Here is a 24,689-nt window from a genome sequence, read left to right as displayed (position 1 = left end):
TTTTGTTTGAAAAGTAAATTGAAAAACTTTTGCGATCCGGACGGGACTCGAACCCGCGACCTCCGCCGTGACAGGGCGGCATTCTAACCAACTGAACTACCGGATCAAATTTTGTAAAGAGCTTGTTTCTTTTTTGTGATGGCAAAAGTACAACTTTTTTCATTACACGCAAACTATTTTACAAAAAAAACCTTCCATTATCTGGAAGGCCTTCATTATCAAACTTATTATTTTTATAAGTGTGCACTTAATTTTTCAGCGATTACGTGTTTCGGCGTTACACCTACCAGTTTATCTACAACCTCACCGTTCTTGAAAATAAGAACTGTAGGGATATTTCTGATACCATACTGCATAGAAATTTCCTGGTTGTTGTCTACATCTACTTTTCCTACTACTGCTTTTCCTTCAAAATCTGTGGCCACCTCTTCAATGATTGGTCCCAAAGTTCTACATGGTCCGCACCATACTGCCCAGAAGTCTACCAATACTGGTTTATCTGATTTTAAAACCGTTTCCTGAAATGAGCTGTCTGTAATTTCTAAAGCCATTTTGTTTCTTTTATTTTAATTAATATTATCTCTTAATTGATCTGTTAATAGACACCCAAAATTACGCCATTTAAGCAATATTATTATCTATGCTCAAAATTTGTATTTTCTATAACAAAATCCGTAGAAATTTCTTCTAAAGCCTTCGCTAAGGCATCAATATCTTCTTTTGAAGTCAAATGACTGAAAGAAATACGCAAAGGGGTACAGTGCTCCATTTCTTCCTCCGACAGCACCATCATCATCACCATAGAAGGCTTTGAAGCACCTGAAGAGCATGCGCTTCCCTGTGAAATGGCAATTCCCTTCATATCCAGCTGGAGACCGATCAACGGATTTTTATAGGGTAGTAAAGCACTAAGTACGGTATATAAACTGCCATCCTTCTCCTGGCTTCTTCCGTTAAATTTAATTCCAGGAACTGCTTTGGAAAGTTCCTCTACCGCATACTCCTTAATACTTTGCATATGATGGGTAAATTCTTCAAGATTATTCAGAGAAATTTCCAATGCTTTGCCTAAACCTACAATTCCTGCTACGTTCTCTGTACCGGCTCTTAAGCTTCTTTCCTGAGGACCACCGGTAATAATTCCTTTCAAGCCGCTTGATTTTCTGATAAAGGCAAACCCAATCCCTTTAGGCCCATGGAATTTGTGTGCACTGCAGGATGCAAAATCCACAGGAATCTCAGAAAAATCCAGTTTCATGTGAGCCATTGTCTGCACGGTGTCCGAATGGAAAATGGCATGATGAGCCTTGCAAAGTTCCGCCACTTTTTTAATATCAGTAAGATTTCCGATCTCGTTGTTCGCATGCATCAAACTTACCAATGTCTTTTTATCTGAGGCTTTCAGAAGTTCTTCCAGTCTGGAAAGATCGATATCTCCTTTGTCGTTGGGACGGATGTAATTTACTTCCACCCCCTTTCTGTTTTTCATATCGAGAATACTCTCAGAAACACACTTGTGTTCCAGAGGAGAGCTTATAATTCTCTGTACACCCAGATGTTCAACAGCAGATTTGATGATCATATTGTTGGATTCTGTACCGCATGAGGTGAAAATGATTTCGGCCGGGGTTACCTGTAGATATTCCGCAACCTGTCTCCTCACATTTTCTATAAGAATTTTCGCTTCCTGTCCGAAACTGTGGGTAGAGGACGGATTTCCGAAATTCATTTTCATGGTTTCTACCATGGCTTCGATAACTTCCTCGGAAAGAGGTGTTGTGGCAGCGTTATCTAAGTATACTTTATTCATTTTACTTTGAAGATTTATTTCTATGGAAACAGTAATACCGCGAAAACAAGATCGCAAAACTTCGGCTTAAGCATCAGTGATATTACTTCATTTTCGACAGCCAAAATTAGTGAAAAAATTGGTAATGTCCTTCATTTGCCCACGATAGCATTGGCCGGTCTCCTGAAGTATCTCCGAAAGCTATGGTTTTATCGTATTTCTCGTTGATAATTTCAGCCTTTATGCGGATTAATTTTTCTTCTCCGTTACAGTTTTTTCCAATAAAATTACCCGTGAATACTTCATTTTTAAATTCTGCTTTTGTAGCGACAAGCTGCATTTGAAATGCTTCGGCAAATGGTTTTGCCCAGATATCAAGGGAAGCCGTCACCAAAAGGCTCCTCGTATTTTCATGGTCAATATTCTTAATGAAATCCAATGCATTTTCCCGGATAATCTCAGGATAATACCGTTCAAAGAACTGTCTGGATTTTTTTTCTATTTTTTCCTTGGTTTGTCCTTTAAGTATAGATGCTATAAAACTTTTTTTTACCTTTTCCGTCTCTACAAGTTTCAATTTTAATAAAATGAAAAGCGGAACATGCTTTAGAAATTGTAACCTGAACTTTACGGGATCATAAAACCTGAGATACATAAACATAGTATCTTTATAGGTTAATGTTCCATCAAAATCAAAGCAATACAATTTCTTCATTGGAGTTTTGTTTTAAGGTATCTTAACGCAAATGTCGCAAAGATATTTTGGTTATACTAATTTCCACTTAACAAACATGGCCTGTATAAAGTATATGATACAATTTAAAGCTTCAATTTTTTAAATATAAATTCAGGAATATTCCGGATGATCATCATGATAATTCCCCACACCGGTAATACATATATGACATTTCTTCTTTTCTTATATGCTTTAAAAATATATTGTGCTGCTACAGCGGGCGTTGCCGTAAGCTTTGGATTTAGCGGTAGTCCCTCGGTCATTTTCGTAGCCATAAACCCAGGCTTTACCGTAAGTACATGGACCATTTTGTTTGAAAGATAATTTCTAAGCCCACTCAGATAAGCCGTAAATGCAGCTTTTGCACTTCCATATATGAAATTGCTCTGCCTTCCACGGTCTCCCGCTACGGATGAAAGACCGATGATCGTACCCGACCTTCTGCTTTCGAACTTCTGGGCGAAATAATTCAGTACCGGGACCAGCTTTGCATAATTAATATCAATGATCCGGCCGGTATTCTTATTGTCATGCAGACCTTCTTCCGTATCCTGCCCTAAATATCCTACCGCGCAAAACAGAAGATCTGAATGAATATCCTCGAACCTTCCATAATCAATATCTTTCATCAGGTCGAGCTCGATAACTTCCGCCTGCTGAAGAAATTTCACATCGATATGCCGTGCAAATCTTTCCGTTGTTTCTGTATTTGAGGTAAGGAGATAAATCTTCTCAAACCTTTCCCCTTCCTTCAGGGCCTCTTCCACAAAAGCCTGTGCTACTTCTGATGTGCTTCCTAAAACGATCATTTGTGCTAAATGTTATTTATAATTCTTTTGTGCTGTAAAGAGACAAATTTTGAACTCTGAACATTTTTGAGATAGTTGGTCAGTGAAGAGCGGCTCATGCTGTCTTTCGTAAGGTAAATCTTGCCGTTATATTCCTCTACAATATCGTCCAAACGGTCGATAAGCTTTCTTAATTTGGGATTTACTTTAAAATCTAGCGCAAGGGAATATCCTTCGAAGGGAAATGAATTGTAAGCCTGCGGATTCTCTTTTCCGTACAGCTTCAGTACAGCCAGGAACGATCCGTTTCCACTGTTGGCAATGGTTTCAAGTATTTTTTTCATTCCTTCTTTTCCGGAATGTTTCGGAATCATCATCTGATATTGTATAAATCCGGACTTTCCATAGATTTTATTCCAGTCCTTTACGAAATCGAGTGGATAAAAGAATGTTTCGTAATCAATAAAATTCTTTACCTCTTTTTTAGATTGTTTTTTAAAATAGAAATAATTGAAAATCCTTACCGTCAGTGCATTTAGAACGAATCCCGGAAAGTAAAAAGGCACTGTCGGTTCAAATTTCTTTTTCGGTCTTAAAGGTTTATCCCTGAGATTTTGCGGCAACTCATGCTGAAAAGCGTGTTCTCCCCTCATCAGGATGCTTCTTCCGATATTTTTACCTTTCTGCAGGCAGTCGATCCACGCGACGGTGTAGGTCCAGTTTTCACTTTCTTCAAATAGCCTGAAGATCTCATCGAGATTTTCAGCTTTTATACTTTCCTGACGAATATATGCAGACTGAATATTTTTTAATTTGAATTTAGCGGTAAGAATAATTCCTGTAAGTCCCATTCCACCGATCGTTGCCCAAAACTTTTCAGGGTTCTCGTCTCTTGAACAGGTAATTATATCCCCGTTTTCGATCATTAATTTAAATTCAATCACATATTCGGAAAAGCATCCTTCCGAGTGATGATTTTTACCGTGAACATCAGACGCGATAGCACCGCCGACAGAAACAAATTTGGTTCCCGGCGTTACATACAGGAAATACCCCTGAGGTACGGCAATTTCAAGAACATCCGAAAGCAAAACACCGGACTCACATTCAATAATACCGTTGAGACGGTCGAAACTGATGAATTTATTAAGTTTTTTTGTTGAAAATATATGTTCTCCCAACGAAGCATCTCCATAGCACCTGCCGTTACCTCTTGCAATGACTTCATTGTTATTCAGGACAAATTCTTTGATTTTCAGGAAACTGTCTTCCGATTTCATTTCCTTTTCTACGATGGGAAAATTCCCCCAATTGGTTACTTTCTGTGTAAAATCAGGCTTCATTTCTTAAAATAAATTTGAATTAAAAATGCAGCCACCCAAAGTAATAAAGTAACCTGAATATATCTGTCGCGGTAAACGATCTTAGTAGGAGATTCTGTTCTGTTGTAGACCAATGTCTGCTGTAAATATCTCAAAAAAGCAAATACAACAAAGATGACGGTGTAAAAAACACGCTGATGAAATTTCGCCTGAACTTCCGGCGACAGGGTAAACATCAGATAACACACAATGGCCAGCGTTACAGAGATCGAAAGCGTGATATCCGCAAACTGAACGTTGTAGCCATCAAGAGCTTTTCTTGTTTTACCGGAAACCTGTGCATTAATGAGCTCTCCCCTTCTTTTTCCGATCGCAAGCACCAGGGCCAGAACAAAAGTCAACAGGATTGCCCACTGGGAAATGCTTATTCCTGTAATATAACCTCCCGCCAGTACTCTGAGCACAAATCCCAGCGCAATAATAAAGATATCAATGATAGGAACATGTTTTAGTCTGAATGTATAAGCCAGGTTCATGACGAAGTAAGATCCGATAATGATGGCAAACTTCCAGAGCATTTCATGAAAATAAGCCTGTGCAAACAATACCAGCGCAATATCTGCTGCGATAAGCCCGATAAAAATACCGATGGCCTTGGATTTTGAGATCGCACCACTGGCCAGGGGACGCTTTCGTTTTTCGGGATGTTTGCTATCTGCCTCGATATCGTTATAATCATTCAGGATGTAGACAATGCTGGCAGCCAGGGAGAAAATAATGAAAGCAAAAATACTTTTAGTAAGTAAATCGACATTTTTAATATTTCCGGAGAAAAATAATGGAACAAAAACAAACAGGTTTTTTACCCATTGCTCGACACGGAGCAGTTTTAAATATTTCTTCATTTATGTTATTTCTAATACAAAAATAATGATTTCAAAGAATATCACAATAAAAATACAAAAATAACCGCAATTGCGGTTATCTGTGAAAATATTTATATGCTAAATAAAATTATTGTCCGTTCTGAGCGTCGTTGATCATTTTCTCGTTAGCCGTGATCGCAAACTCCACTCTTCTGTTTTTTGCTCTTCCTGCATCGGTATCGTTGGAAGCAACAGGCATCGCTTCACCTTCACCTTTTGCAAATAATCTGCCGGAAGCAATACCTTTTCCCATCAAATAAGATTTTACGGAGTTTGCCCTTCTTTCAGAAAGAGACATGTTGTAAGAATCTGATCCTTTGCTGTCGGTATGACCATAGATATTGATATTGGTATCAGGATTATTGATAAGAACCTGTGCCAGTTTATCCAGATTGGTTTTAGCTGTAGTTGTAAGGGCAGAAGAATCAAAATCGAAATTAACGATACTTTCATTTAAAGTAATCTTAATACCGTCACCTACTCTTTCTACTTCAGCACCAGGTAGCGTTTCCTTAATTTCTTTTGCCTGTTTATCCATTTTAGATCCGATCACATTACCGGCGACACCACCGATAACGCCACCTAACACAGCTCCGATGGCTCCGTTTCCTCCTCTTCCGACATTATTTCCTAGAATCCCTCCGATCACAGCACCTGAAGCAACCCCTACGGCTGTACCTCTTTGCTGGTGGTTAGAATTCTGTACTGCCTCACAGCTTGTCAATAACAAGGCTGATGATAAAAATAAGCCTCCTATATATGTTTTTGTCAATTTCATCTTATTTAATTTTTAAAGTTTAATTATTTCATTCCTGTTCTCTCAAAGTTGTAAACAACTCTTACATTTTCTCCGTCAAAAGGAATATTCTGCTCCAGTGAGAACTGATCTGTCGTTTGATTGGTAAGGGTAAGCGTATAACCTGCTGTATTTTGTTTTGCCTTTGTGCCTTCAGCTATTTTTTTGAAGTTAAATGTATTTCCGCTTACGACATCCACTTTAATGGGCTGTGTATATCCGCCTCCGCAGGTTCCGCCTCCGCTTACTGTATAAGCGCCAGTCCAATTGTTGGGAATCAGTCTCCAGTGACTTCCTACGAAACACTGTGCATCGATACCATCGTCAAAAGGTTTTACTTTAAACTGCTTATCATAGTTGATACTGACGATCTGCCAGTCACCTTTCATTTTAAGGAATTCAGCTCTCTGATTTTGGGCTGTTTGTGCGTTTTTCACTCCGGAACAAGACACTGCAAAAAGTGATGTTCCTAACATCCCTGCAAATAGTAACTTTTTCATTTTGTAGTTTATTATTTTTTGTTAAAATAAAATTACAAAAAACCGTGCCAAAAATGAAAGATAACAATAAAAAAAGTCCGAAAATTTCGGACTTTATATGATTACACCTTAAATAGAGGCAGATATGTTATTTTTTAACAGTCTTTTTTACGGATTTTTGAACCTTTTTTGAAGAGGTTGATTTTCCGTTGTAGAAATTCGTGTATGCGTATTCTGCCGCCTTTTTAACATCGATTACCCCTCCGGCCTGAGAAAAGTCTGCGAATCCGTTTGCAGTGCTTGGATTGCTGGATTTCACAAGAGATTCGATAACCTGGGCAGGCGTAAGATTCGGCATATAGGCCAATAAAACGGCCGCTGCTCCGGCTACCACAGGAGAAGCCATTGAAGTTCCCTGAAGATACTTATACTCGTTATGAGGAACGGTAGAATAAATCTGATCACCCGGAGCAAATACATTGACCATCTTCTTATTATAGTTGGAAAACCCTGCTCTCAACGCTGCGTTGTCATTGGTGCTTGCTCCGACAACCATTACATTGTCTACAAAAGGTTTTTCATCGGTCACATTTTTAAAGTTTGTAGGATAAGCCAAATGTTCTGCAACATCTTCGTTTTCATTACCTGCAGCCTTTACCAGAAGAACTCCTTTATCCTGTGCGTACTTGAAGGCATCCCAAACAACATTCTTCCCTGGTGAAACCGGTTTTCCGAAACTCATGTTCAGAACTTTGGCGCCATTATCGACGGCATAACGGATGGCGTTGGCCACATCCTTATCTCTTTCGTCACCATTAGGAACTGTTCTTACGGACATGATTTTAGCCACTTTTGAAGCAACACCATATTGTATTTCAGATCCGTTCGGAAGTCCTGCAATAATTCCGGCTACGTGTGTACCGTGTTCTGCATCAGGTCCTTCATAGTGGTTATTTCCATAATTTTTTTCAGAGTAATCGTCATAATTGTCTCCTACAATTTCTTTTCTCGGATCGTAATCAAGATTGTATTGTTTTTCCTGAGGGCCAAAGTAATCGAGTGCTTCTTTCATCTGGTCACGCATCATTTTCTCAAATTCTGCAGCAGACTTGCCTTTAAATTCCGGACTTTCAGCAACTCTTCCAAGGACCTGAGCGGCCATAGCCTCTTTCTGGTCTGCGGGCTTTATCGCTGCGACATTTTCAGGGGTGAGGGCTTTCCCGTTCAGCAATCTTACCATAGTCGGAATGGCATCATTAATCATCGTGTACGTCTGGAATCCCTGTCTTGCCTCAACACTTTTCTTATTAAAGATCTCTTTGGACTTCATATACATAGCAAACTCTTCGGGCATTTTAGCCTGATTGGCTTTGTTCTTCGTAGAATCGTCGCCTTCGAAAACAGGTTTGTATTTGGCAACAACTCTTGTTACTTCCATATTATCGATATCTATATCTCCATTTTTACCACCGATGAAATTCCATCCGTGAACATCGTCGATATATCCGTTTCCATCGTCATCTTTACCATTTCCCGGCACTTCATTAGGATTTGTCCAGACATTTTTGGCTAATCCCGGGTGGTCTATCTGTACACCACTATCGAGAACACCTACGACAACAGTTTTAGGTTTAAGCCCTTTAGACTCTAAAAATTTATATGCATTTTCAGTATTTACTCCATAGACCTTTGTCGTGGCAAAATCTTTATGATACCAGGTCATAAGATCTTTGTCTTTCATCGGGTCAGTACCGGTTTTAGCTTCCTGCGCTTGCGAAAAGCCAAATCCCACTAAAAAAACAGCGGCTAATAATACCTTTTTCATGTTAGTATGATTGTTTAATATTTTTTATATAAGTCAGAGCTTCAGGTCCTTTGTTACAGATGAGATCCAAAATAGACAGATCTTCTAAAAAACCCAGCTTATCAGAGAATGTCTGATAATATTCTTCCATTTTAAATTCTGAAGAATCTTTTGCTGAAAATTTTTCTCTAAAACTGATCTCCTGAGGATTTTTGATGTATTCTGTATTCAAAGACCATGCCTTTTCTGTTTTAAGGATTTGCAGAATCATTTCAAGCGCATTAGTATTAAAATCCAGTAAACTCGATTCTTTTATTTCAAATATCTTCCTGAGTTTATCTTCATAAAACTCAAAATAGGGAGAGCTTTGATAGGCCGTCTTTATGGATTTCCAGTGAAGGCTCCTCCAGTCTTCACGGTTAGAAATTTCAATATCTTTTAACGCTCTCTTTCCATTATGGGAAATAGGAATGATTAAAGACAGCTTTCCGTTGGCTCCAAATATATTAGCTCTGTTTCTATAAGTCTGCTTGGGAAAGCTTTCAAACTGTTCAAATACAATTTCGTTTTCAGGATTCAGGAATACCGAAAACCATGAAATAGGCGGTAGATAAAATACCGGTAGTAATACGTTCTTCATATTTATATTGCAAAAATGAAGTATTCTCTCAAATACTCCATTTTATTTTATTTAATTTTTTACTTTTAAACTTTGTCAAAGATTTTGAACTTTGACAAAGTAGCTATAAATCGTCTTCTGTTTTTTTCTTTCTGAACAGCTTTACAAAATATTCCCATCCGAAGAATAAAATAAGAATCATCGCGGCTATCCACCAGTAAGAAGTTTTATTGGCTTCTCCTGTGTTTGTGGCTTTAAACATTCTTTCCCAACGGATCTTTTTGGGAGCCTGGTACGATGAACTCGCATCTGAGAACACGCCCTGCACGCTCATCCAGGTAAACATAGGCTTTCCGACAATATTTTCCTCAGGAACGAATCCAAAGAATCTTGCATCTAATGAAGCATCCCTGTTGTCTCCGATCATCATATAATAATCCTGCTTGATGGTATATTGATTCGTTTCTTTTCCGTTGATGAAGATTTTACCGTTTTTGTTTTCTAAACTATTGTGTTCATATTCAGAAATAATCCATTGATATTCCGGTAAAGTTTCCTGATTCAAAGTGACAACATCACCCTTTTTAGGAATTCTCAAAGGACCATACCAATCCTGGTTCCAAGGCTTGTTGATAGGGAAGATTGACTGGGTAGTATCAATGCTTTTTGTATAGGCTGTTTTATCAGCATTTAACTTATAGGAAATAGTGGCTGAATCTTTAGGATAGATATTTTCTTCCATGTTTACCACATTCGGCAAAGCTTTGATTTCTTTAGCTGTCTTATCAGTAAGACCCTGAAATATATAAACAAAACCGCCGTTTTTTTCATCCTGCATTTCTCTTACAGGTAAGAATCCATAAGTATTATATAAGCCGGGAATGTCTAATTGAGTTCCCGTATTAACGGTATAAGCATGTTGAATTTCCTGATCTCCCAAAATCGTTTCCGGTTTTCCATTGACATACAGTCTTCCGCCCCTCATTTCAAATGTATCACCAGCAACGGCCACACATCTTTTTACATAAGGATCTTTCCGATCAATCGCCGTATGTACGGAATCCTGCGGATAGTTGAAAACAACGATGTCTTTTTTCTGAGGCTTGTTGAACTGTAAAATTCTTTCGTAAGGAAGCTTTACCGCATCAACATAAGATTTGGGATCATCTTTAGGGTTTCCTTTTTCTCCGGTATCCATAATGGTTCCCTGAAGGAAAGGTATGGCCAGAGGACGCATCGGCAGCCTGTAACCGTAGCTCCATTTATTTACAAAAAGAAAATCGCCAACAAGTAATGTTCTTTCCATGGATCCGGTCGGGATTCCGAACGGCTGGGTCACAAAAACATGGATAATGGTTGCAAAAACTACCGCAAAAGTTACAGATCCGACAAATGAATCTTTCTTTTTGGCATTCTTTTCTTCATCGGTAAGGAATAAATCATTTTCATCTTCCAGTTCCACATCTTTGCTGTAATTCACCGTTGCCATATAAATGAACGGAAGAATAACTGTAAGAAGTTTATCCTTAAATAAAGTTTTACCGAATTTTTTCATTAAGTATAAATGAAAAACAGACATCATGATAGGCCCCACGATCGGTAAATAAGACAAGATGGCCCACCATTTCGGATGTTTGGTTTCTTTTAAAACAATGAAATAATTGTAGAAAGGGATAAAAGCAAATACAGGATTATAACCCAGCTTTTTAAACAATTTCCAGGTAGAAATCCCCATCAGTACAGACAGAATGAGGACATACACCGTATAAGTTAAAAAATAATTCATAAATTTTTGTACCTAATCTATAATATAATTGATGAATAATGATTGATAAATAATCAGTATTCATCGTATTAGTTTGCAATGTAGGAATTTTGTTACAATTAAAGTCCCAAAACATCCTTCATTGTGAAATTTCCTTTTTTATCCCGGATCCATTCGGCCGCTACTACCGCTCCGAGGGCAAAACCGTTTCTGTTAAAAGCATTATGCTTGATTTCGATCTCATCAACTTCGCTTCTGTAGAAGACACTGTGTGTTCCGGGAACCTCATCTTCACGAATAGCAAAAATACCCAGCTGATTTCCCTGGGTTTCTTCCAATTTCCATGAATCAAATTTCGGATTATTCTTAAAAATACCTTCAGCAATCGAAATCGCAGTTCCGCTTGGCGCATCTTTTTTGTGAACGTGGTGAATTTCTTCAAGCTGGCATGAATACTCATCAACATTCTTCATTAAATCGGCAAGTTTTTCATTTAAAGCAAAAAATAAATTTACCCCTAAGCTGAAATTGGAACCGTATAAAAAAGCAGTTCCGTTATCCACTGCCAATTGTTCAATCTCAGGCTTTTTCTCCAGCCAGCCTGTTGTTCCGCAGATCACAGGAATTTTGTTTTCAAGACAGGCCTTGATATTTTCATAAGCCACTTCCGGCAAAGAAAATTCTATGACAACATCGGGATTATTAAGATTTTCAGCAGTTGGTGTTTCTTTCAGCCTGGCAACAACTTCATGACCTCTTTTTGTGGCAATCTCATCGATGATTTTACCCATTTTACCATATCCAACTAATGCTATTTTCATATTTTATTGTTTGTCTGCTTATATCCTAACGCAAAGATCGCAAGGTTTATGTTCAAAATATTCATTCGTATTTCGTTCGCAAAATGAAGTTTCGCCTAGTTTAATCAATCAATTATAAAATCGATGCAAAGGCATTTCACACAGCAAAGGCGTATTTAATTAAAGCAGTTTTATATTTTTATTAAAATTTATAACTTAAACTTATACCAGTTTTCGGAGGAGTAATTCCATAATGATCCTGAATAACCGCAGGACTGAATGACAGATCCGGATCATGACGGCTTTCGTACAGATGGGCGTCTACCACGGCATCCACAATATTCAGGATATAAATCAATCCTGTGATGGCAATGGCATAGTCACGCTGTCTTTTGGCTCTGTCCTGGGCATTTCCTAATGCAACCTTATCCAGCCAGGGGTGGCTGTCGACAAATTCATTAGGAGTTCCGTTGAGTTTCGCGATGTAATATTCTCTGTATTTTCTGTATTGGTTGTCATTCCATACGGCAATACCAACGCCGGCACCGACCGCCCCCCAAACGATAGGGACTTTCCAGTATTTTTTATTGTAAAACTGCCCTAATCCCGGAAAAACGGCAGAATAAAGGCCGGCTTTCGTAGGATTAAGTTTAAGCGTTTTACTGGTCGGACCATTGGCCTGCTCCAGTCCTGAAACAACACTTTCTTCCGTTTTTGTATTATTTCTTTCTACCGACACGCTGTCTTTGGGAAGATGCTCTACCCTGATCGTGTCATTGGGATTCACCTGTGAGAAGGCGATTGATGAAAGACACAGAAAAAATGCGAAAAGTATTTTTTTCATTTATTTAATATGGGATAAAATATATTCCAGCTCGTCTTCATTCTTGAAGTCCAGGACAATTTTACCTTTTTTGCCGTTTCCGGAGGTTTTGATTTCCACTTTTACATCCAGTATATCTGCAATGGTCTTTTGAGCTCTTTTATAATTGTTGGAAAGCTCAGCTTTTGCTCTTTTCGCGGCAGCAGATTTTGGATTCTTTAAGGCCGTAGCAGCCTGTTCAGCCTGGCGGACATTCAGTTTTTCCTTAATGATAAGATCAAACAGTATCTGCTGATGTTCTTCATTTTCAAGGCTGATGATCGCTCTTCCGTGTCCCGCAGATATCTCTCCGCTGCGGATCGCATTCTGAATATCAGGATTCAGTCTTAACAAACGGATAGAGTTGGTAATGGTACTTCTGTCTTTTCCTACTCTCTGGCTGAGATTTTCCTGGGTAAGGCCAATCTCATCCATCAATCGCTGATAGGTAAGCGCAATTTCGATGGCGTCCAGATCTTCCCGCTGAATATTTTCAACAAGAGCCATTTCCAGAAGTTCCTGATCATTTACCAGACGGATATAAGCCGGTATTGTTTCAAGACCTGCTATTTTACTGGCTCTGTAACGCCTTTCCCCTGATATGATTTCAAACTTTTCACCATCCTTTCTAAGGGTAATCGGCTGTATTACACCCAGATTTTTGATGGATTGTGCAAGTTCGTTTAGTGCTTTTTCGTCAAAATAAGTTCTTGGCTGGGTTGCATTCGGATAAATATCTTCAATCGAAATTTCGACGATATTCCCTACAAACTTGTCTGCCCCTTCATCGGTGGCAGAATTGATCGTTGCTTTGGATTCGGCACTTAAAATAGCACCCAAACCACGTCCCATCGCTCTTTTTTTATCCTTCATATTTTTTTCTAGCTTTTAGCTGTAGGCTATCGGCTTTTAATTCTTTACTAATTTTTCATTTTTCAGCAAAACTTCCTCCGCAAGCTGAATATACTGAATCGCACCTTTGCTTTCGGCGTCGTAGTTCAGAATGCTCTCTCCGAAACTCGGTGCTTCGCTCAATCGTACATTTCTGCTGATGATCGTTTCAAAAACCATTTCAGGGAAGTGTGCATTAACTTCTTCCACTACCTGATTCGACAATCTGAGCCTGCTGTCGTACATGGTAAGCAGCAAACCTTCAATATCCAGGTCTTTGTTGTGGATTTTCTGTACGTTTTTGATGGTATTTAAAAGTTTTCCCAATCCTTCCAGGGCAAAATACTCACACTGGATCGGGATGATCACTGAGTCTGCCGCTGTAAGCGCATTAACGGTAATTAAACCTAAACTCGGTGCGCAGTCTATGATGATATAGTCATAATCATCTCTGACGGTCTGCAATGCTTTTTTCAGCATATATTCCCGGTCTTCTTTGTCAACAAGCTCGATTTCTGCCGCTACCAGATCGATGTGGGACGGAACAATATCCAGATTCGGTGTTGCCGTCTGTTTGATGCATTTTTTTGTCTCAACACTGTGCTCCAGCAGATTATATGTAGAATACTGAACGTCATCTACTCCCAAGCCGGAAGTTGCATTAGCCTGAGGATCAGCATCAATGATTAATATTTTCTTTTCCAATACCCCTAATGCCGCGGCTAAATTAACAGCTGTTGTTGTTTTTCCAACACCTCCTTTCTGATTAGCGATACCTATGATTTTTGCCATTCTTAGAACTTTAAGTTTCAAAAATACACATTTTTCCTTGCTCTGAATGAACCGATAAAACGAAAAATGAGTTAAAATATTGTTAATAAGCATTTTACCATAAAAAAAAATTATCCACAAAAAAAAATATTTGTGGATAACTGTCTAAGATATGTTTTTCTATCTAATTATCAAACTTCATAGAGATCGGAAACTTAAAGTAGCTTCTTACGGGTTGTCCGTTCACTTTGGCCGGAACCCATTTACCTTTGATACTTCTGATGGTCCTCATCGCTTCACTATTAAAATCGGCATCCCTTCCATCAGCTTTAACTCCGGAGATGGTACCATCTTTTTCTACAATAAATGTAATAACCGTTTTCATCACATCGCCGGATTCAAATCCTGACCCATCGAAGTTATTCATCACTTTATTTCTGAAGGCATCCATACCTCCTACAAAATTGGCTTCTACATCCACTACTGTTTTAGGTGAATTGTCTTCTTTTGGCTGTGCTTTAGGCTGTTCCACTTGTTGTATTCCTACTCCATTAGTAATTGGTGGTGCTACAGGAACATATTTTATTTCTGGTACTTCCTTACCTTCTGAAGTTTGCAATCCAGAAACGGCATTTTGCTCATCTTTTGGATCTACAGCTTTCTTTTCGTTTGTAACAATGGCCTTAGGTTCCGGTACAGTTTTGTCAATTGTTTTAATTTTTTCAGGAACAGTCTGAGGTTTTACAAGAGCAGGAGTTTCTTTTTCGGGAGTCGCGACCTGCTTAAAGATATGCCCTCCATCAAAGACAGTCTTATCTACAACTGGTTCGCTTTTAAAAGCGTTGGCAATTAATGGCGTTAAAGAAACCGCCGCCAATACGCTGATTCCAATAAAAAGTGCTTTCGTTAAAATTCTGTCTGATTCATTTCTTAAGACATAGGCACCGTATTCTTTGTTACGATGTTCAAATAGGAGCTCGTTGAAACGAAGTTCCTGATTCTGATGCATGTGTTTCATCCTTAATGATATTTAAATTGTTAAATTGAGATTATCAGGTTATCACCTTTAATCCATGGTTACTAATTTAACATCAAAATTTTTGCCATTTTTTTACAAAAAACCCAATATTTTGAAAATATAAGTGTTAATAGTAAAATTTAACTATGCTTTAAATAATAACATTCTTCCTCACTATTTCCATTTTCCTGACTGCCAATTAATTAGAATAATATATATAAAAAAAAGACTGTCTTTTGAACAGTCTTTAAATATTGTAATAAAATTATATTAGAATAATTCTTTTCTGATGATGTTCTGGCTTCTTTCAGGGCCAACAGAAACCAGGTATACATTGATTCCTAAATATTTCTCGATAAACTCGATGTATTTCTGAGCGGTATCCGGAAGTTCGTCGTAGCTTCTAGCTTTGGTGATGTCTTCGTTCCAGCCCGGTAAATCCTGGTAGATCGGTTCGTAGTTGTATAATTTTTCGGTAGAAGAAGTGAAATAATCGATGATCTTTCCGTCTTCCGTTTTGTAATGGGTAACCACTTTCAGATTTTCGATTCCCGTAAGAACATCCAGTTTTGTGATTACCAGATTGTTGATTCCGTTGATCATACAAGCGTGCTTAAGAGAAACAAGGTCTAACCAACCGGTTCTTCTAGGTCTTCCGGTGGTTGCTCCGAATTCACCACCGATCTGTCTGATGCTCTCTCCTAATTCGTTGTCCAATTCAGATGGGAACGGCCCGTTTCCTACTCTTGTACAGTAAGCTTTGGCCACCCCGATCAGGTTCTGAAGGGAAGTCGGCGGCACTCCTGCTCCGGTGCAAACCCCTCCGGTAGAAGGCGAAGAGGAGGTTACGTACGGATATGTTCCGAAGTCGATGTCCAGCATCAATGCCTGTGCTCCTTCAAACAAAACGTTCTTCCCGTCTCTGATGGCTTCGTTCAGTTCCAGTTCGGTATCCACGATCCTATCCTGAAGCTGTTTCCCGATTTCCAGGTATTCGTTGTAGATTTCTTCAACGTCCAGGGTCGGTTTTCCGAAATATTTCTCGAAAAGAGAATTTTTGATTTTTAAGTTTTTCTCAATTTTGTCTCTTAAGATCTCCGGGTTCAGAAGGTCGATCATTCTGATGCCCACTCTGGCGATCTTGTCTTCGTAGCAAGGTCCGATCCCTTTTTTGGTCGTTCCGATTTGCGTTCCGCCGTGCTCTTCCTCACGGTAGGTATCCAGAAGAATGTGGTACGGCATGATGACATGCGCTCTTCTGCTGATGAAAATATGATCCGTTCTCAAGCCTTTGCTTTCGATCTGGTTCACCTCCTTAATGAAAGATTTAGGGTTTACCACCACGCCGTTGGCGATGATGCACTTCCCTTTGCACTGAAGAACTCCCGACGGAAGAAGGTGCAACACGAATTTCTCTTCACCTACATACACCGTGTGACCTGCGTTGTCGCCCCCCTGGAAGCGCACCACATAGTCCGATTTTGCCGATAAAACATCCGTGATTTTTCCTTTCCCTTCATCTCCGTACTGAAGACCTACAACTACGTAAGTTGACATATTTTACTTTTATTTTAGATTCATGCAAAATTACTTTTAAAAAATTGGGTGGGCAAATTTGAGGGGAATTTTATTTTTGGGTGGGGTGGAAATCATCTGGTTAAAAAATAATTGTATTACATTTTCTTCTTGGCTATATTTGACTTCTTTACTATTTAAAGGATGAACCAATCTGTAAAACATCATTTCTTGCCTGTATTTTATCTTAAAGGATTTGCAAGTGAAAATGAAAAATTTAAAATTTTCAATGTAAAAACAAAGAAGTTCAAGCAACAAGGAAAACTTTTTTCTCCTTCTTCTCATTTTTATATTTTAAAAGATAATACAATTACAACTGATTTCGGAGAAGATGATTTTATGGAGAAATTATATGAAAAAATTGATAATAGCTTTGCAAAAATTCTTTATACAATTAATAACAATAATTATGAACATAGATTTGGAATCAATGAAGATGACATGCCATATATTAATAATTTCGTTAGTCAAATTTATTGGAGATCGCCGTTTAACAAAAAATTGCAGAACACAATATCACATTTTTGCTCGACCAAAAGAACCACCTTCAATTTGTTCAGACTTTCCAATTATTTTTAAAAAGAATAATCTTATTAAAGTATATGAAAACGATTACATCTTCGATTTATCTCAAAATAGAATTTTTGTAAAACGAAATTTAACTCAAAGATTCAATCACCAGTTACATTATCTTATAAATCTAATTTCACTAAAACAATCCGTCAACGATGTAGCAACGAGTGACGAAAGTTATATAGACTTTTTAATAAAACTTGACAATGAAAATAATTGTACACTAGAAGAGTATAAAAAAAATCTATTTAACGAACTTATATAAGTACAAATTCAATTTTGAACAAATACCAATAATTGGTACCTTTGATTTAAAATTAAAATAATGGCAAAAAACACATCCATATTATTAGGCGATTATTTCGATAAGTTTATTAGTCAACAGATTAAATCAGGTAAATTCTCTTCCGCAAGTGAAGTTGTGAGAGCCGCTTTACGACTGTTTGAATATGAAGAATCTAAAAAGTCAGAATTAGTCAACGAATTAAAAAAAGGAGAAAAATCTGGATTTGTTGAAGATTTTGATCGTAAAGAATTTTTGAAAAATCTTCACCAAAAACATTCTGCTGACTCATGAAATATAAAATCAGTAAGGAGGCATTAAATGATTTAGAAAAAATTTGGTTATACACATTTGAAGTCTGGTCAAAAGAACAAGCAGACCATTATTTTGATTTATAGATAGATGAAATTGAATATTTATCTGAAAACCCAAAGTCAGGAAAAGATTATAATGAAATCAGAAAAGGATATTTTCGTTCAAGGGTAAAATCGCATTTCATTTTTTATAAAGTTAACCTTAAAAATGAAGAAATTGAAATTATAAGAATTCTTCATCAGCAAATGGATATTTCTTCAAGATTGGATGAATAAGAGAAAACGTTATAGGTTTTAGAAACCTATGACGTTTATGTAATTAATCTGTTATTCCAACAAAACCTCACGCCTCACCCCAATCTCCTCCAAAAACACCGCATCATGCGAAATTACCACCAAAGTTCCTTGATAATCTTTAATGGAATCCGTAAGAATCTCTACATTTTGGAGATCTAAATTATTCGTCGGTTCGTCGAGGATGATCAGGTCGGGAGCTTTCTGGCTGATCGAGAGTCCGCACAGCAAAAGGCGCAGGCGTTCCCCGCCGCTCAGCACGCCGCAGTTTTTATCCCAGGTTTCCTTTCCGAAAAGAAATCTTGCCAGTAAGGTTTTCACTTCCGGTTCCGTCATTGCATGATCGTTGAACTGCTGAACAAACTCATAAACCGTCATTGTCCTATCAATTAGAGAATATTCCTGGTCGATGTAGATCCATTGAAAATCTGATCTTGCAATTTTCCCGGTAGCCGGCTGAAGATTCCCCAGCAACAGCTTAATCAGTGTCGTTTTTCCGGAACCGTTTGATCCTTTAATAACGATCCGGTCACCGCTGCGGATTTCAAGGCTGACGTTTTTTTGCCAAAGATCGATTTCCTGATAAGCATAATTGATTTCCTCTGCCGAAATCAGGATTTTTCCCGAATGCAGATGGGAATCATTAAAATTCACTTTCATCTGATCGGCACTTCTTACGGATGAACGCAGCTCCCGCAGTTCACCTGAAATCCCGCTGATCTTTTCGGCATGCACCGCTTTTAATTTGGACGAATTGTTCTCCGCGTTATTTCGCATCGTATTCATCATGATTCGGGCCACCCCCGATTTCTTCTGCTTGCCCTTTCCTCTCGCATCGAGCTTCTGCTTTCGCTCCAACGTCTCTAGTTCCTTTTCTTTAGCTTTTTTCAAAGCGCGTTCTTTGGAATGGATGTCATTCTGCAGTGCCTCATTTTCAATCTCCTTTTGTTCGGCATAAAAATCATAATTACCGCCATAAGTTGAAATCCCCTGATTGCTCAATTCAAAAATCGTATCGGCAAGATTCAACAAGGTACGATCGTGGCTGACCATTACTACGGTTGAATTCGTCTTCCCAATAAAGTCGTATAAGAGGTGCCTGCTTTCCTGGTCAAGGTGATTGGTCGGTTCGTCCAGCAGAATAACCTCCGGTTGGTGGATCGTAATTCCTGCCAGGAAAACCTTGGTCTTTTGCCCACCGCTGAGGTTGTCCAGCTTTTGAGTAAAATCGAGATTGTTCAGATTCCAATATGCTAAAGCCTGTCGGGCGCGTTCTTCAATATCCCAGTTGTCATTCAGTGTTTCAAAATAGGCTTCGTCCACTTCGCCATCGGTAATTTTCTGAAGGGCATCGAGTTTTTTATCTATTTTCAGGCATTCGGCAATGGTAAAGTCGTTAAAATTCCCGAACATCTGCGGAACATAGAATATCTCATTCTGACTCGTGATGCTCCCTTCCAGCGGCTCAATTTCTCCGGCCAGTATTTTCAGTAAAGTAGATTTCCCCATGCCGTTGCTGCCGACCAAAGCCGATTTGGTACGGGAAGGAATGGTTAAGGTAATGGAATTAAAAAGGAGATTTCCCGCAGGAAACCCAAAGGACATATGGTGTAGAAAAATCATGATTTCTTTCTTTAAAGTTAAAACTTGCAACGCCAATGCTGTTGCTCTTAATTATATTTGAAAGAAACTGAATCCTACATCCTGATAATTTTTTGTTTTGCGAATGACAAAGTTAGGAATTTTTATTTATTTCGAAAATTTCAGATTTGAGTATCCGATTACAGATCAATACGTTCCACATTGAGTATAAACTTCCTGCATCCTTCATCCAGCTTCCTTTCTTTTCAGAAACTTTTTCCCGCTTTTTGCTATATCTTTTTTTTACCTGGCTTCCCATTGCAAAAAAGGATGCCGCGGCAATCGGGGCTAAGACAGGCTCATTTTAATGTCAATGGTTAATTCCTGCGGGTCAATTCCTGCGGGTCAATCCGCTGCGCTTGTCAATTTTTATTTCGGTTGGTGATTAAATATTAACTTGCTGAGTAGAATTCACCATTGACCATTCACTATTCACCTCCAGAACCACCCCGTCAAAAATTCTCTGAATTTTCGACACCCCTCCGGATCGGAGGGGAATATCGGTTAAGTATATCTGCTTCAGACTTTAAAAGTTATTTTTGTTGGAATGCGCAAAGTCGCAAATTAAATAAACATAATGTTTTAAGGCGTAAAGAATTCGACTGAGCCGAATTTTTATACCGCTTAACTTCAACTATGACCTGCGTAACCTGCAAAATCTGCGGGAGATTATATCTCTAGTCAAAAACAAACAATCCTGAGCATCCACAATTTTATCAAAGATCAAATCCTTACAACTTATTACACGAAGCAGTAAAATATTTGCTGCTTTGCACTTTCCAACGACTACCTGCAATATAATTAACCGACTTACATTGCTCTTATGAGTGTAACGGCTTTGTGAAACTTGCAGCAGTAAGCATTAAAAAAACTCTGCGCGCTTCGTGTTCATAAAATCTTTACAAAATTCAACTTTCACCATTCACTTGCAAAGCAAAATTCACCATTCACTATTAACCATTCACCTTTCATCAAAAATCCTTAACTTTGCAGCCTACTAAAATTTTTATGGAAAGTATTAAAGTTCACGACAAAACTTTTGTTCCTTATCTGGAAGATGCCGAAATTCAGGAGATTGTAAAGGCAACGGCGTTAAAGATTTATGAAGATTACAAGGATGAGGTTCCTGTTTTCATTGGGGTTCTGAACGGGGTAATCATGTTTTTCTCAGACCTGCTGAAGCATTATCCGGGAGAATGTGAGATCGCTTTTATCCAGATGAGTTCTTATGTAGGAACGGAATCTACGGGAATTGTCTATCAGAAAATGGAACTGACAAAAGACGTAAAGGACCGCCACATCATCCTGGTAGAAGACATTGTGGATACGGGAAATACCGTGGAAAGCCTTTTCAAATATTTCAATGAAACCCAGCGTCCGAAGTCGGTGAAAATCGCTTCTTTCCTGCTGAAGCCGGAAGTCTATAAAAAGGACTTCAAGCTGGATTACATCGGAAAGGAGATTCCGAACAAATTTGTCTTAGGGTACGGACTGGATTACGATGAACTGGGAAGAAACCTGCCGAACCTGTACCAATTGGAAGACGGACAGATCAACCATTAAAAGGCTGTTGGCTACTGGCTGATGGCTTTTAGCTTAAAAAGTAAAATAAAGAAATAGATTTAATAATAACTTAAAAATGCTAAAGGCAAAAGCAAATACGCTGACGGTAAAAGCAGGAAGCCAACCGCCAATTGCCGGCAGCGAAACAACATTATGATAAACATTGTTCTGTTCGGCCCTCCGGGAAGCGGAAAAGGTACGCAAGCGCAAAACTTAATCGAGAAATTCAATTTGAAGCAGATCTCAACCGGTGACCTTTTCAGATTCAACATGAAAAATGATACGGAGCTTGGGAAACTGGCCAAATCGTATATCGATAAAGGAGAACTGGTTCCGGATCAGGTAACAACCGATATGCTGATCGACGAGATCAGAAAACCGACCGAGGCTGCAGGATTTATTTTCGACGGTTATCCGAGAACGGCGGTTCAGACCGAAGCGTTGGAAAAGATCGTAAGGGAAGAACTGAACGACGAGATCGACGTTTGCCTTTCTTTGGTGGTAGAGGATTCCATTCTGGAGGAAAGACTGCTGAAAAGAGGGGAAATCAGCGGAAGGTCAGACGACAGCAATGTGGAGATCATCCGCAACAGAATAAAAGAATACTACGCGAAAACAGCGGAAGTTGCCGAACTGTACAAGCAGCAGGGCAAGTATGTAGAGATCAACGGTGTCGGCGACATCAACGAAATCTCTGAAAAGCTTTTCGCAGAAGTAGAAAAGTTTCAAAAATAAATTTTTGATTCAAGGTTCAAAGTTCCAAATTCAAGGTTAAAACTTTGAACCTTCAACATAAAACCTTGAATTAAAATTATGTCAAATTTTGTAGATTACGTAAAGATTCATTGTAAAAGCGGGCACGGAGGGGCAGGTTCTGCGCATCTCCGCCGTGAAAAATATATTCCTAAAGGCGGACCCGACGGAGGTGACGGCGGTCGTGGCGGCCACGTCATTATGAAAGGGAATGCCAACGAATGGACTTTACTTCCCCTGCGCTATACCCGTCACGTAAAGGCGGAGCGCGGAGAAAACGGAGGAAAAAACCAGCTTACCGGAGCTTACGGAGCAGATGTATACATCGAAGTTCCGATCGGGACCATTGCCAAAAATGAAGACGGCGAAATTATCGGGGAAATCCTGGAAGACGGCCAGGAAATCATCCTGATGGAAGGCGGAATGGGCGGAAAGGGAAACGAGCACTTCAAATCGTCCACCAACCAGACCCCAAGGTTCGCTCAACCCGGAATGGACGGACAGGAAGGCTATGTGATCTTTGAGCTTAAGATCCTTGCGGATGTAGGATTGGTAGGTTTCCCGAATGCCGGAAAATCTACGCTTCTGGCTTCTGTTTCTGCTGCCAAGCCGAAAATTGCCGATTACGCCTTTACAACCTTAACGCCGAATCTGGGAATCGTGGATTACCGAAATTACAAATCTTTCGTAATGGCCGATATTCCGGGGATCATTGAAGGGGCTGCGGAAGGTAAAGGATTAGGACACCGTTTCTTAAGACATATTGAAAGAAATTCCATCCTGCTGTTTCTCATTCCGGCTGATTCTGAAGATCATTTCCAGGAGTTTAAGATCCTGGAAAACGAATTGAAGGAATACAATCCGGAGCTGTTGGACAAAGATTTCATTGTTTCGATTTCAAAATCCGATCTTCTGGATGATGAGCTGAAAAAAGAAATCGCCGCGGAATTCCCGGAAAACAAACAGCCGTTGTTTTTCTCCGGCGTTACCGGCGAAGGGCTTATGGAACTGAAAGATGCGATCTGGAAACAACTGCATGGATAGAAATATTAAAAAAATATTCAACACAATTTATTTATAATTCTTGCGTTAGAGAATTAATTAATTTTTAAATAACCATGACAAAGAACATTTTTTCTGCGTTAGCAATCACTATTATGGGATTTATTAATGCCCAAACTCAAGATTCTTCAGGTTCTGAATTTAAATTTGGTGTAAAAGCCGGTTATTCTTTATCAAATATGAAGTTTTTTGATGAAAAGCTAGATTCAAAATCGTATTTCTATGCAGGTTTGGTAGGTGAACAGCCTATATCTTCAAAATTTGGGATTCAGGCCGAAGTACTTTACACACAGATTGGCGGTACAGAGCAATTACCGGTGATCGACTTTACAGATACCGGCGTTATAGATTCCGGAAGAAGGCTTGAATTTAATTATCAGCTGACTCAAATTCAGGTTCCTGTCTCTGCAAAATATTATTTTATTCCTGATTTATCAGTTTCTGCGGGGATGAATATTGCTTTCAATGTTTCTGAAAAGGTAAAAACAAAAGAAATGGTAAATGGAAGCACATCGCACAACTATGAAGGTATTAAAAGCGTTAACCTCTTCCCTTTTTTGGGTGCAGAATATAAAATCAACGATAAGTTTTTTGTAGATGCCAGATACAATTTCAACTTTTTTGAAATTAATAAAGGAGATTTCACTACAAAAATTGGTTTCTTACAAGCCGGCGTAGGATACCGATTCAAATAATTTTGGAACAGTTATTGAAGATCCAATCCAAAATTGAAATTATGAAATATGTACTTGGGCTTTTTGCCTTTATCTTTTTATTTTCATGCAACTCTCAAAAAATGGATTCAAAATATTCTAAAATTGAATACGAGGCAACGCCATGCTTTGGATTCTGCCCGGTTTTTAAAATGACCATCAATCCGGACAGAACAGCTGTTTTTGAGGCTGAACATTTTAATTTCAGCGACAAACCTTCAAAAGACGAATTTTCCAAACCTCGCGAGGGAACTTTTAAGGGAACGATCAAACAGGAGGATTATAACAAATTAATCGCTTTACTGGACGGACTTGATGTAAAAACCCTGAAAGATAATTATGGAGAAAAGAACGTCACCGACCTACCTTCTTCACATTTAAGAATTCAGTTTGCAGACGGAACCACAAAACATGTTGAGGATTACGGTAAGCGTGGAAGTGAAAAACTCTCTGAACTGTACAAGTTTTTTGAAGATTTGAGAAAGAACCAACAGTGGACGAAAGTGAATTAACTTACTTAAAAATATTTAAACTACCTTTGCAAAATATAAT

Annotated in this window: 27 protein-coding genes and 1 tRNA gene; 9 read left to right on the top strand and 19 right to left on the bottom strand. The window is 38.7% G+C overall.

Translation table 11 applies throughout. From position 1 onward, the window contains the following. Window positions 1-32: 32 nt before the first annotated feature. From AC0N32_RS19175 to AC0N32_RS19090, 18 genes are all read right to left on the bottom strand, one after another. Window positions 33-106: transfer RNA gene (locus AC0N32_RS19175), tRNA-Asp, on the bottom strand. 127 nt (window positions 107-233) lie between these two features. Continuing rightward, on the bottom strand, window positions 234-551 hold the full coding sequence (gene trxA, locus AC0N32_RS19170) for a thioredoxin (RefSeq protein WP_476395442.1): 318 nt from the start codon (window positions 549-551) through the stop codon (window positions 234-236). Window positions 552-634: 83 nt separating this feature from the next. Beyond that, window positions 635-1,810 carry a cysteine desulfurase family protein gene (locus AC0N32_RS19165; protein ID WP_476395441.1) on the bottom strand — a complete coding sequence of 392 codons (1,176 nt, stop codon included), beginning with the start codon at window positions 1,808-1,810 and terminating at the stop codon, window positions 635-637. A 106-nt stretch (window positions 1,811-1,916) separates the two neighbouring features. Continuing rightward, window positions 1,917-2,504, bottom strand: a complete 588-nt coding sequence (locus AC0N32_RS19160) for an HAD family hydrolase (protein WP_476395440.1) — start codon at window positions 2,502-2,504, stop codon at window positions 1,917-1,919. Between the two features lie 104 nt (window positions 2,505-2,608). Continuing rightward, the gene (locus AC0N32_RS19155) at window positions 2,609-3,334 is read right to left on the bottom strand and encodes an SDR family NAD(P)-dependent oxidoreductase (RefSeq protein ID WP_476395439.1); all 726 of its coding nucleotides are present in this window, start codon (window positions 3,332-3,334) and stop codon (window positions 2,609-2,611) included. Window positions 3,335-3,339: 5 nt separating this feature from the next. Continuing rightward, complete coding sequence (locus tag AC0N32_RS19150) at window positions 3,340-4,656, bottom strand: FAD-binding oxidoreductase (protein ID WP_476395438.1); 1,317 nt, start codon at window positions 4,654-4,656, stop codon at window positions 3,340-3,342. Continuing rightward, window positions 4,653-5,540 (bottom strand): decaprenyl-phosphate phosphoribosyltransferase, encoded by an 888-nt coding sequence (locus AC0N32_RS19145; RefSeq protein ID WP_476395437.1) that lies wholly within the window; start codon window positions 5,538-5,540, stop codon window positions 4,653-4,655. The genes AC0N32_RS19150 and AC0N32_RS19145 overlap by 4 nt, the downstream gene beginning before the upstream one ends. Before the next feature lie 109 nt (window positions 5,541-5,649). After that, the gene (locus AC0N32_RS19140) at window positions 5,650-6,339 is read right to left on the bottom strand and encodes a YiaD family glycine zipper/OmpA-like lipoprotein (RefSeq protein ID WP_476395436.1); all 690 of its coding nucleotides are present in this window, start codon (window positions 6,337-6,339) and stop codon (window positions 5,650-5,652) included. Window positions 6,340-6,362: 23 nt separating this feature from the next. Further along, window positions 6,363-6,857, bottom strand: coding sequence for a hypothetical protein (locus tag AC0N32_RS19135; protein ID WP_476395435.1), 495 nt, complete (start codon window positions 6,855-6,857; stop codon window positions 6,363-6,365). Between the two features lie 127 nt (window positions 6,858-6,984). Next, on the bottom strand, window positions 6,985-8,661 hold the full coding sequence (locus tag AC0N32_RS19130) for a S8 family serine peptidase (protein ID WP_476395434.1): 1,677 nt from the start codon (window positions 8,659-8,661) through the stop codon (window positions 6,985-6,987). Window position 8,662: 1 nt separating this feature from the next. Continuing rightward, a complete protein-coding gene (locus AC0N32_RS19125; RefSeq protein ID WP_476395433.1) occupies window positions 8,663-9,280 on the bottom strand; it encodes a WbqC family protein in 618 nt (205 codons plus the stop codon). 103 nt (window positions 9,281-9,383) lie between these two features. Then, window positions 9,384-11,045 carry a signal peptidase I gene (lepB, locus tag AC0N32_RS19120; protein WP_476395432.1) on the bottom strand — a complete coding sequence of 554 codons (1,662 nt, stop codon included), beginning with the start codon at window positions 11,043-11,045 and terminating at the stop codon, window positions 9,384-9,386. Window positions 11,046-11,143: 98 nt separating this feature from the next. Then, window positions 11,144-11,845, bottom strand: coding sequence for a 4-hydroxy-tetrahydrodipicolinate reductase (gene dapB / locus AC0N32_RS19115; protein WP_476395431.1), 702 nt, complete (start codon window positions 11,843-11,845; stop codon window positions 11,144-11,146). A 181-nt stretch (window positions 11,846-12,026) separates the two neighbouring features. Continuing rightward, window positions 12,027-12,668, bottom strand: coding sequence for a DUF5683 domain-containing protein (locus AC0N32_RS19110; RefSeq protein ID WP_476395430.1), 642 nt, complete (start codon window positions 12,666-12,668; stop codon window positions 12,027-12,029). Next, window positions 12,669-13,559 (bottom strand): ParB/RepB/Spo0J family partition protein, encoded by an 891-nt coding sequence (locus tag AC0N32_RS19105; protein ID WP_476395429.1) that lies wholly within the window; start codon window positions 13,557-13,559, stop codon window positions 12,669-12,671. It abuts the gene before it with no gap. A gap of 36 nt (window positions 13,560-13,595) precedes the next feature. Further along, a complete protein-coding gene (locus AC0N32_RS19100) occupies window positions 13,596-14,369 on the bottom strand; it encodes a ParA family protein (RefSeq protein ID WP_476395428.1) in 774 nt (257 codons plus the stop codon). A 163-nt stretch (window positions 14,370-14,532) separates the two neighbouring features. Next, window positions 14,533-15,366, bottom strand: coding sequence for an energy transducer TonB (locus AC0N32_RS19095; RefSeq protein ID WP_476395427.1), 834 nt, complete (start codon window positions 15,364-15,366; stop codon window positions 14,533-14,535). Between the two features lie 270 nt (window positions 15,367-15,636). Continuing rightward, window positions 15,637-16,923, bottom strand: coding sequence for an adenylosuccinate synthase (locus AC0N32_RS19090; protein ID WP_294199916.1), 1,287 nt, complete (start codon window positions 16,921-16,923; stop codon window positions 15,637-15,639). Window positions 16,924-17,085: 162 nt separating this feature from the next. On the opposite strand from AC0N32_RS19090, the gene AC0N32_RS19085 reads away from it, so the two are divergent. The 3 genes from AC0N32_RS19085 (at window position 17,086) to AC0N32_RS19075 (ending at window position 18,387) form a co-directional block, all read left to right on the top strand. Next, entirely contained in the window at window positions 17,086-17,520 is a 435-nt protein-coding gene (locus tag AC0N32_RS19085; protein WP_476395426.1) for a DUF4238 domain-containing protein, read from the top strand. Between the two features lie 319 nt (window positions 17,521-17,839). Continuing rightward, window positions 17,840-18,091 (top strand): type II toxin-antitoxin system ParD family antitoxin, encoded by a 252-nt coding sequence (locus AC0N32_RS19080; RefSeq protein ID WP_476395425.1) that lies wholly within the window; start codon window positions 17,840-17,842, stop codon window positions 18,089-18,091. A gap of 104 nt (window positions 18,092-18,195) precedes the next feature. Further along, window positions 18,196-18,387 (top strand): type II toxin-antitoxin system RelE/ParE family toxin, encoded by a 192-nt coding sequence (locus AC0N32_RS19075; protein ID WP_476395448.1) that lies wholly within the window; start codon window positions 18,196-18,198, stop codon window positions 18,385-18,387. Window positions 18,388-18,438: 51 nt separating this feature from the next. On the opposite strand, the gene abc-f is transcribed toward AC0N32_RS19075, so the two are convergent. Further along, on the bottom strand, window positions 18,439-20,028 hold the full coding sequence (gene abc-f / locus AC0N32_RS19070; RefSeq protein WP_476395424.1) for a ribosomal protection-like ABC-F family protein: 1,590 nt from the start codon (window positions 20,026-20,028) through the stop codon (window positions 18,439-18,441). 146 nt (window positions 20,029-20,174) lie between these two features. Between abc-f and AC0N32_RS19065 the strand changes: the two genes are divergently transcribed. The 6 genes from AC0N32_RS19065 (at window position 20,175) to AC0N32_RS19040 (ending at window position 24,649) form a co-directional block, all read left to right on the top strand. Beyond that, a complete protein-coding gene (locus AC0N32_RS19065) occupies window positions 20,175-20,354 on the top strand; it encodes a hypothetical protein (RefSeq protein ID WP_476395423.1) in 180 nt (59 codons plus the stop codon). Between the two features lie 700 nt (window positions 20,355-21,054). Next, on the top strand, window positions 21,055-21,609 hold the full coding sequence (locus tag AC0N32_RS19060; RefSeq protein WP_072962504.1) for a phosphoribosyltransferase: 555 nt from the start codon (window positions 21,055-21,057) through the stop codon (window positions 21,607-21,609). A gap of 153 nt (window positions 21,610-21,762) precedes the next feature. Beyond that, complete coding sequence (locus AC0N32_RS19055) at window positions 21,763-22,344, top strand: adenylate kinase (RefSeq protein WP_476395422.1); 582 nt, start codon at window positions 21,763-21,765, stop codon at window positions 22,342-22,344. A 78-nt stretch (window positions 22,345-22,422) separates the two neighbouring features. Further along, on the top strand, window positions 22,423-23,406 hold the full coding sequence (gene obgE / locus AC0N32_RS19050; protein ID WP_476395421.1) for a GTPase ObgE: 984 nt from the start codon (window positions 22,423-22,425) through the stop codon (window positions 23,404-23,406). Window positions 23,407-23,480: 74 nt separating this feature from the next. Continuing rightward, window positions 23,481-24,119: a porin family protein gene (locus tag AC0N32_RS19045; protein ID WP_476395420.1), complete on the top strand. Its 639-nt coding sequence runs from the start codon at window positions 23,481-23,483 to the stop codon at window positions 24,117-24,119. Window positions 24,120-24,160: 41 nt separating this feature from the next. Next, window positions 24,161-24,649: a DUF6438 domain-containing protein gene (locus AC0N32_RS19040; protein ID WP_476395419.1), complete on the top strand. Its 489-nt coding sequence runs from the start codon at window positions 24,161-24,163 to the stop codon at window positions 24,647-24,649. The last annotated feature ends 40 nt before the right edge of the window (window positions 24,650-24,689 follow it).

Source organism: Chryseobacterium endophyticum, assembly GCF_056333165.1.
The sequence above is the reverse complement of the archived record's forward strand: the minus strand, read 5'-3'. Positions and strand labels throughout refer to the sequence as shown.

Coding starts and splice junctions, on each gene's coding strand:
- trxA (WP_476395442.1), bottom strand. CDS start 551: ATGGCTTTAGAAATTACAGACAGCTCATTTCAGGAAACGGTTTTAAAA.
- AC0N32_RS19165 (WP_476395441.1), bottom strand. CDS start 1,810: ATGAATAAAGTATACTTAGATAACGCTGCCACAACACCTCTTTCCGAG.
- AC0N32_RS19160 (WP_476395440.1), bottom strand. CDS start 2,504: ATGAAGAAATTGTATTGCTTTGATTTTGATGGAACATTAACCTATAAA.
- AC0N32_RS19155 (WP_476395439.1), bottom strand. CDS start 3,334: ATGATCGTTTTAGGAAGCACATCAGAAGTAGCACAGGCTTTTGTGGAA.
- AC0N32_RS19150 (WP_476395438.1), bottom strand. CDS start 4,656: ATGAAGCCTGATTTTACACAGAAAGTAACCAATTGGGGGAATTTTCCC.
- AC0N32_RS19145 (WP_476395437.1), bottom strand. CDS start 5,540: ATGAAGAAATATTTAAAACTGCTCCGTGTCGAGCAATGGGTAAAAAAC.
- AC0N32_RS19140 (WP_476395436.1), bottom strand. CDS start 6,339: ATGAAATTGACAAAAACATATATAGGAGGCTTATTTTTATCATCAGCC.
- AC0N32_RS19135 (WP_476395435.1), bottom strand. CDS start 6,857: ATGAAAAAGTTACTATTTGCAGGGATGTTAGGAACATCACTTTTTGCA.
- AC0N32_RS19130 (WP_476395434.1), bottom strand. CDS start 8,661: ATGAAAAAGGTATTATTAGCCGCTGTTTTTTTAGTGGGATTTGGCTTT.
- AC0N32_RS19125 (WP_476395433.1), bottom strand. CDS start 9,280: ATGAAGAACGTATTACTACCGGTATTTTATCTACCGCCTATTTCATGG.
- lepB (WP_476395432.1), bottom strand. CDS start 11,045: ATGAATTATTTTTTAACTTATACGGTGTATGTCCTCATTCTGTCTGTA.
- dapB (WP_476395431.1), bottom strand. CDS start 11,845: ATGAAAATAGCATTAGTTGGATATGGTAAAATGGGTAAAATCATCGAT.
- AC0N32_RS19110 (WP_476395430.1), bottom strand. CDS start 12,668: ATGAAAAAAATACTTTTCGCATTTTTTCTGTGTCTTTCATCAATCGCC.
- AC0N32_RS19105 (WP_476395429.1), bottom strand. CDS start 13,559: ATGAAGGATAAAAAAAGAGCGATGGGACGTGGTTTGGGTGCTATTTTA.
- AC0N32_RS19100 (WP_476395428.1), bottom strand. CDS start 14,369: ATGGCAAAAATCATAGGTATCGCTAATCAGAAAGGAGGTGTTGGAAAA.
- AC0N32_RS19095 (WP_476395427.1), bottom strand. CDS start 15,366: ATGAAACACATGCATCAGAATCAGGAACTTCGTTTCAACGAGCTCCTA.
- AC0N32_RS19090 (WP_294199916.1), bottom strand. CDS start 16,923: ATGTCAACTTACGTAGTTGTAGGTCTTCAGTACGGAGATGAAGGGAAA.
- AC0N32_RS19085 (WP_476395426.1), top strand. CDS start 17,086: ATGAACCAATCTGTAAAACATCATTTCTTGCCTGTATTTTATCTTAAA.
- AC0N32_RS19080 (WP_476395425.1), top strand. CDS start 17,840: ATGGCAAAAAACACATCCATATTATTAGGCGATTATTTCGATAAGTTT.
- abc-f (WP_476395424.1), bottom strand. CDS start 20,028: ATGATTTTTCTACACCATATGTCCTTTGGGTTTCCTGCGGGAAATCTC.
- AC0N32_RS19060 (WP_072962504.1), top strand. CDS start 21,055: ATGGAAAGTATTAAAGTTCACGACAAAACTTTTGTTCCTTATCTGGAA.
- AC0N32_RS19055 (WP_476395422.1), top strand. CDS start 21,763: ATGATAAACATTGTTCTGTTCGGCCCTCCGGGAAGCGGAAAAGGTACG.
- obgE (WP_476395421.1), top strand. CDS start 22,423: ATGTCAAATTTTGTAGATTACGTAAAGATTCATTGTAAAAGCGGGCAC.
- AC0N32_RS19045 (WP_476395420.1), top strand. CDS start 23,481: ATGACAAAGAACATTTTTTCTGCGTTAGCAATCACTATTATGGGATTT.
- AC0N32_RS19040 (WP_476395419.1), top strand. CDS start 24,161: ATGAAATATGTACTTGGGCTTTTTGCCTTTATCTTTTTATTTTCATGC.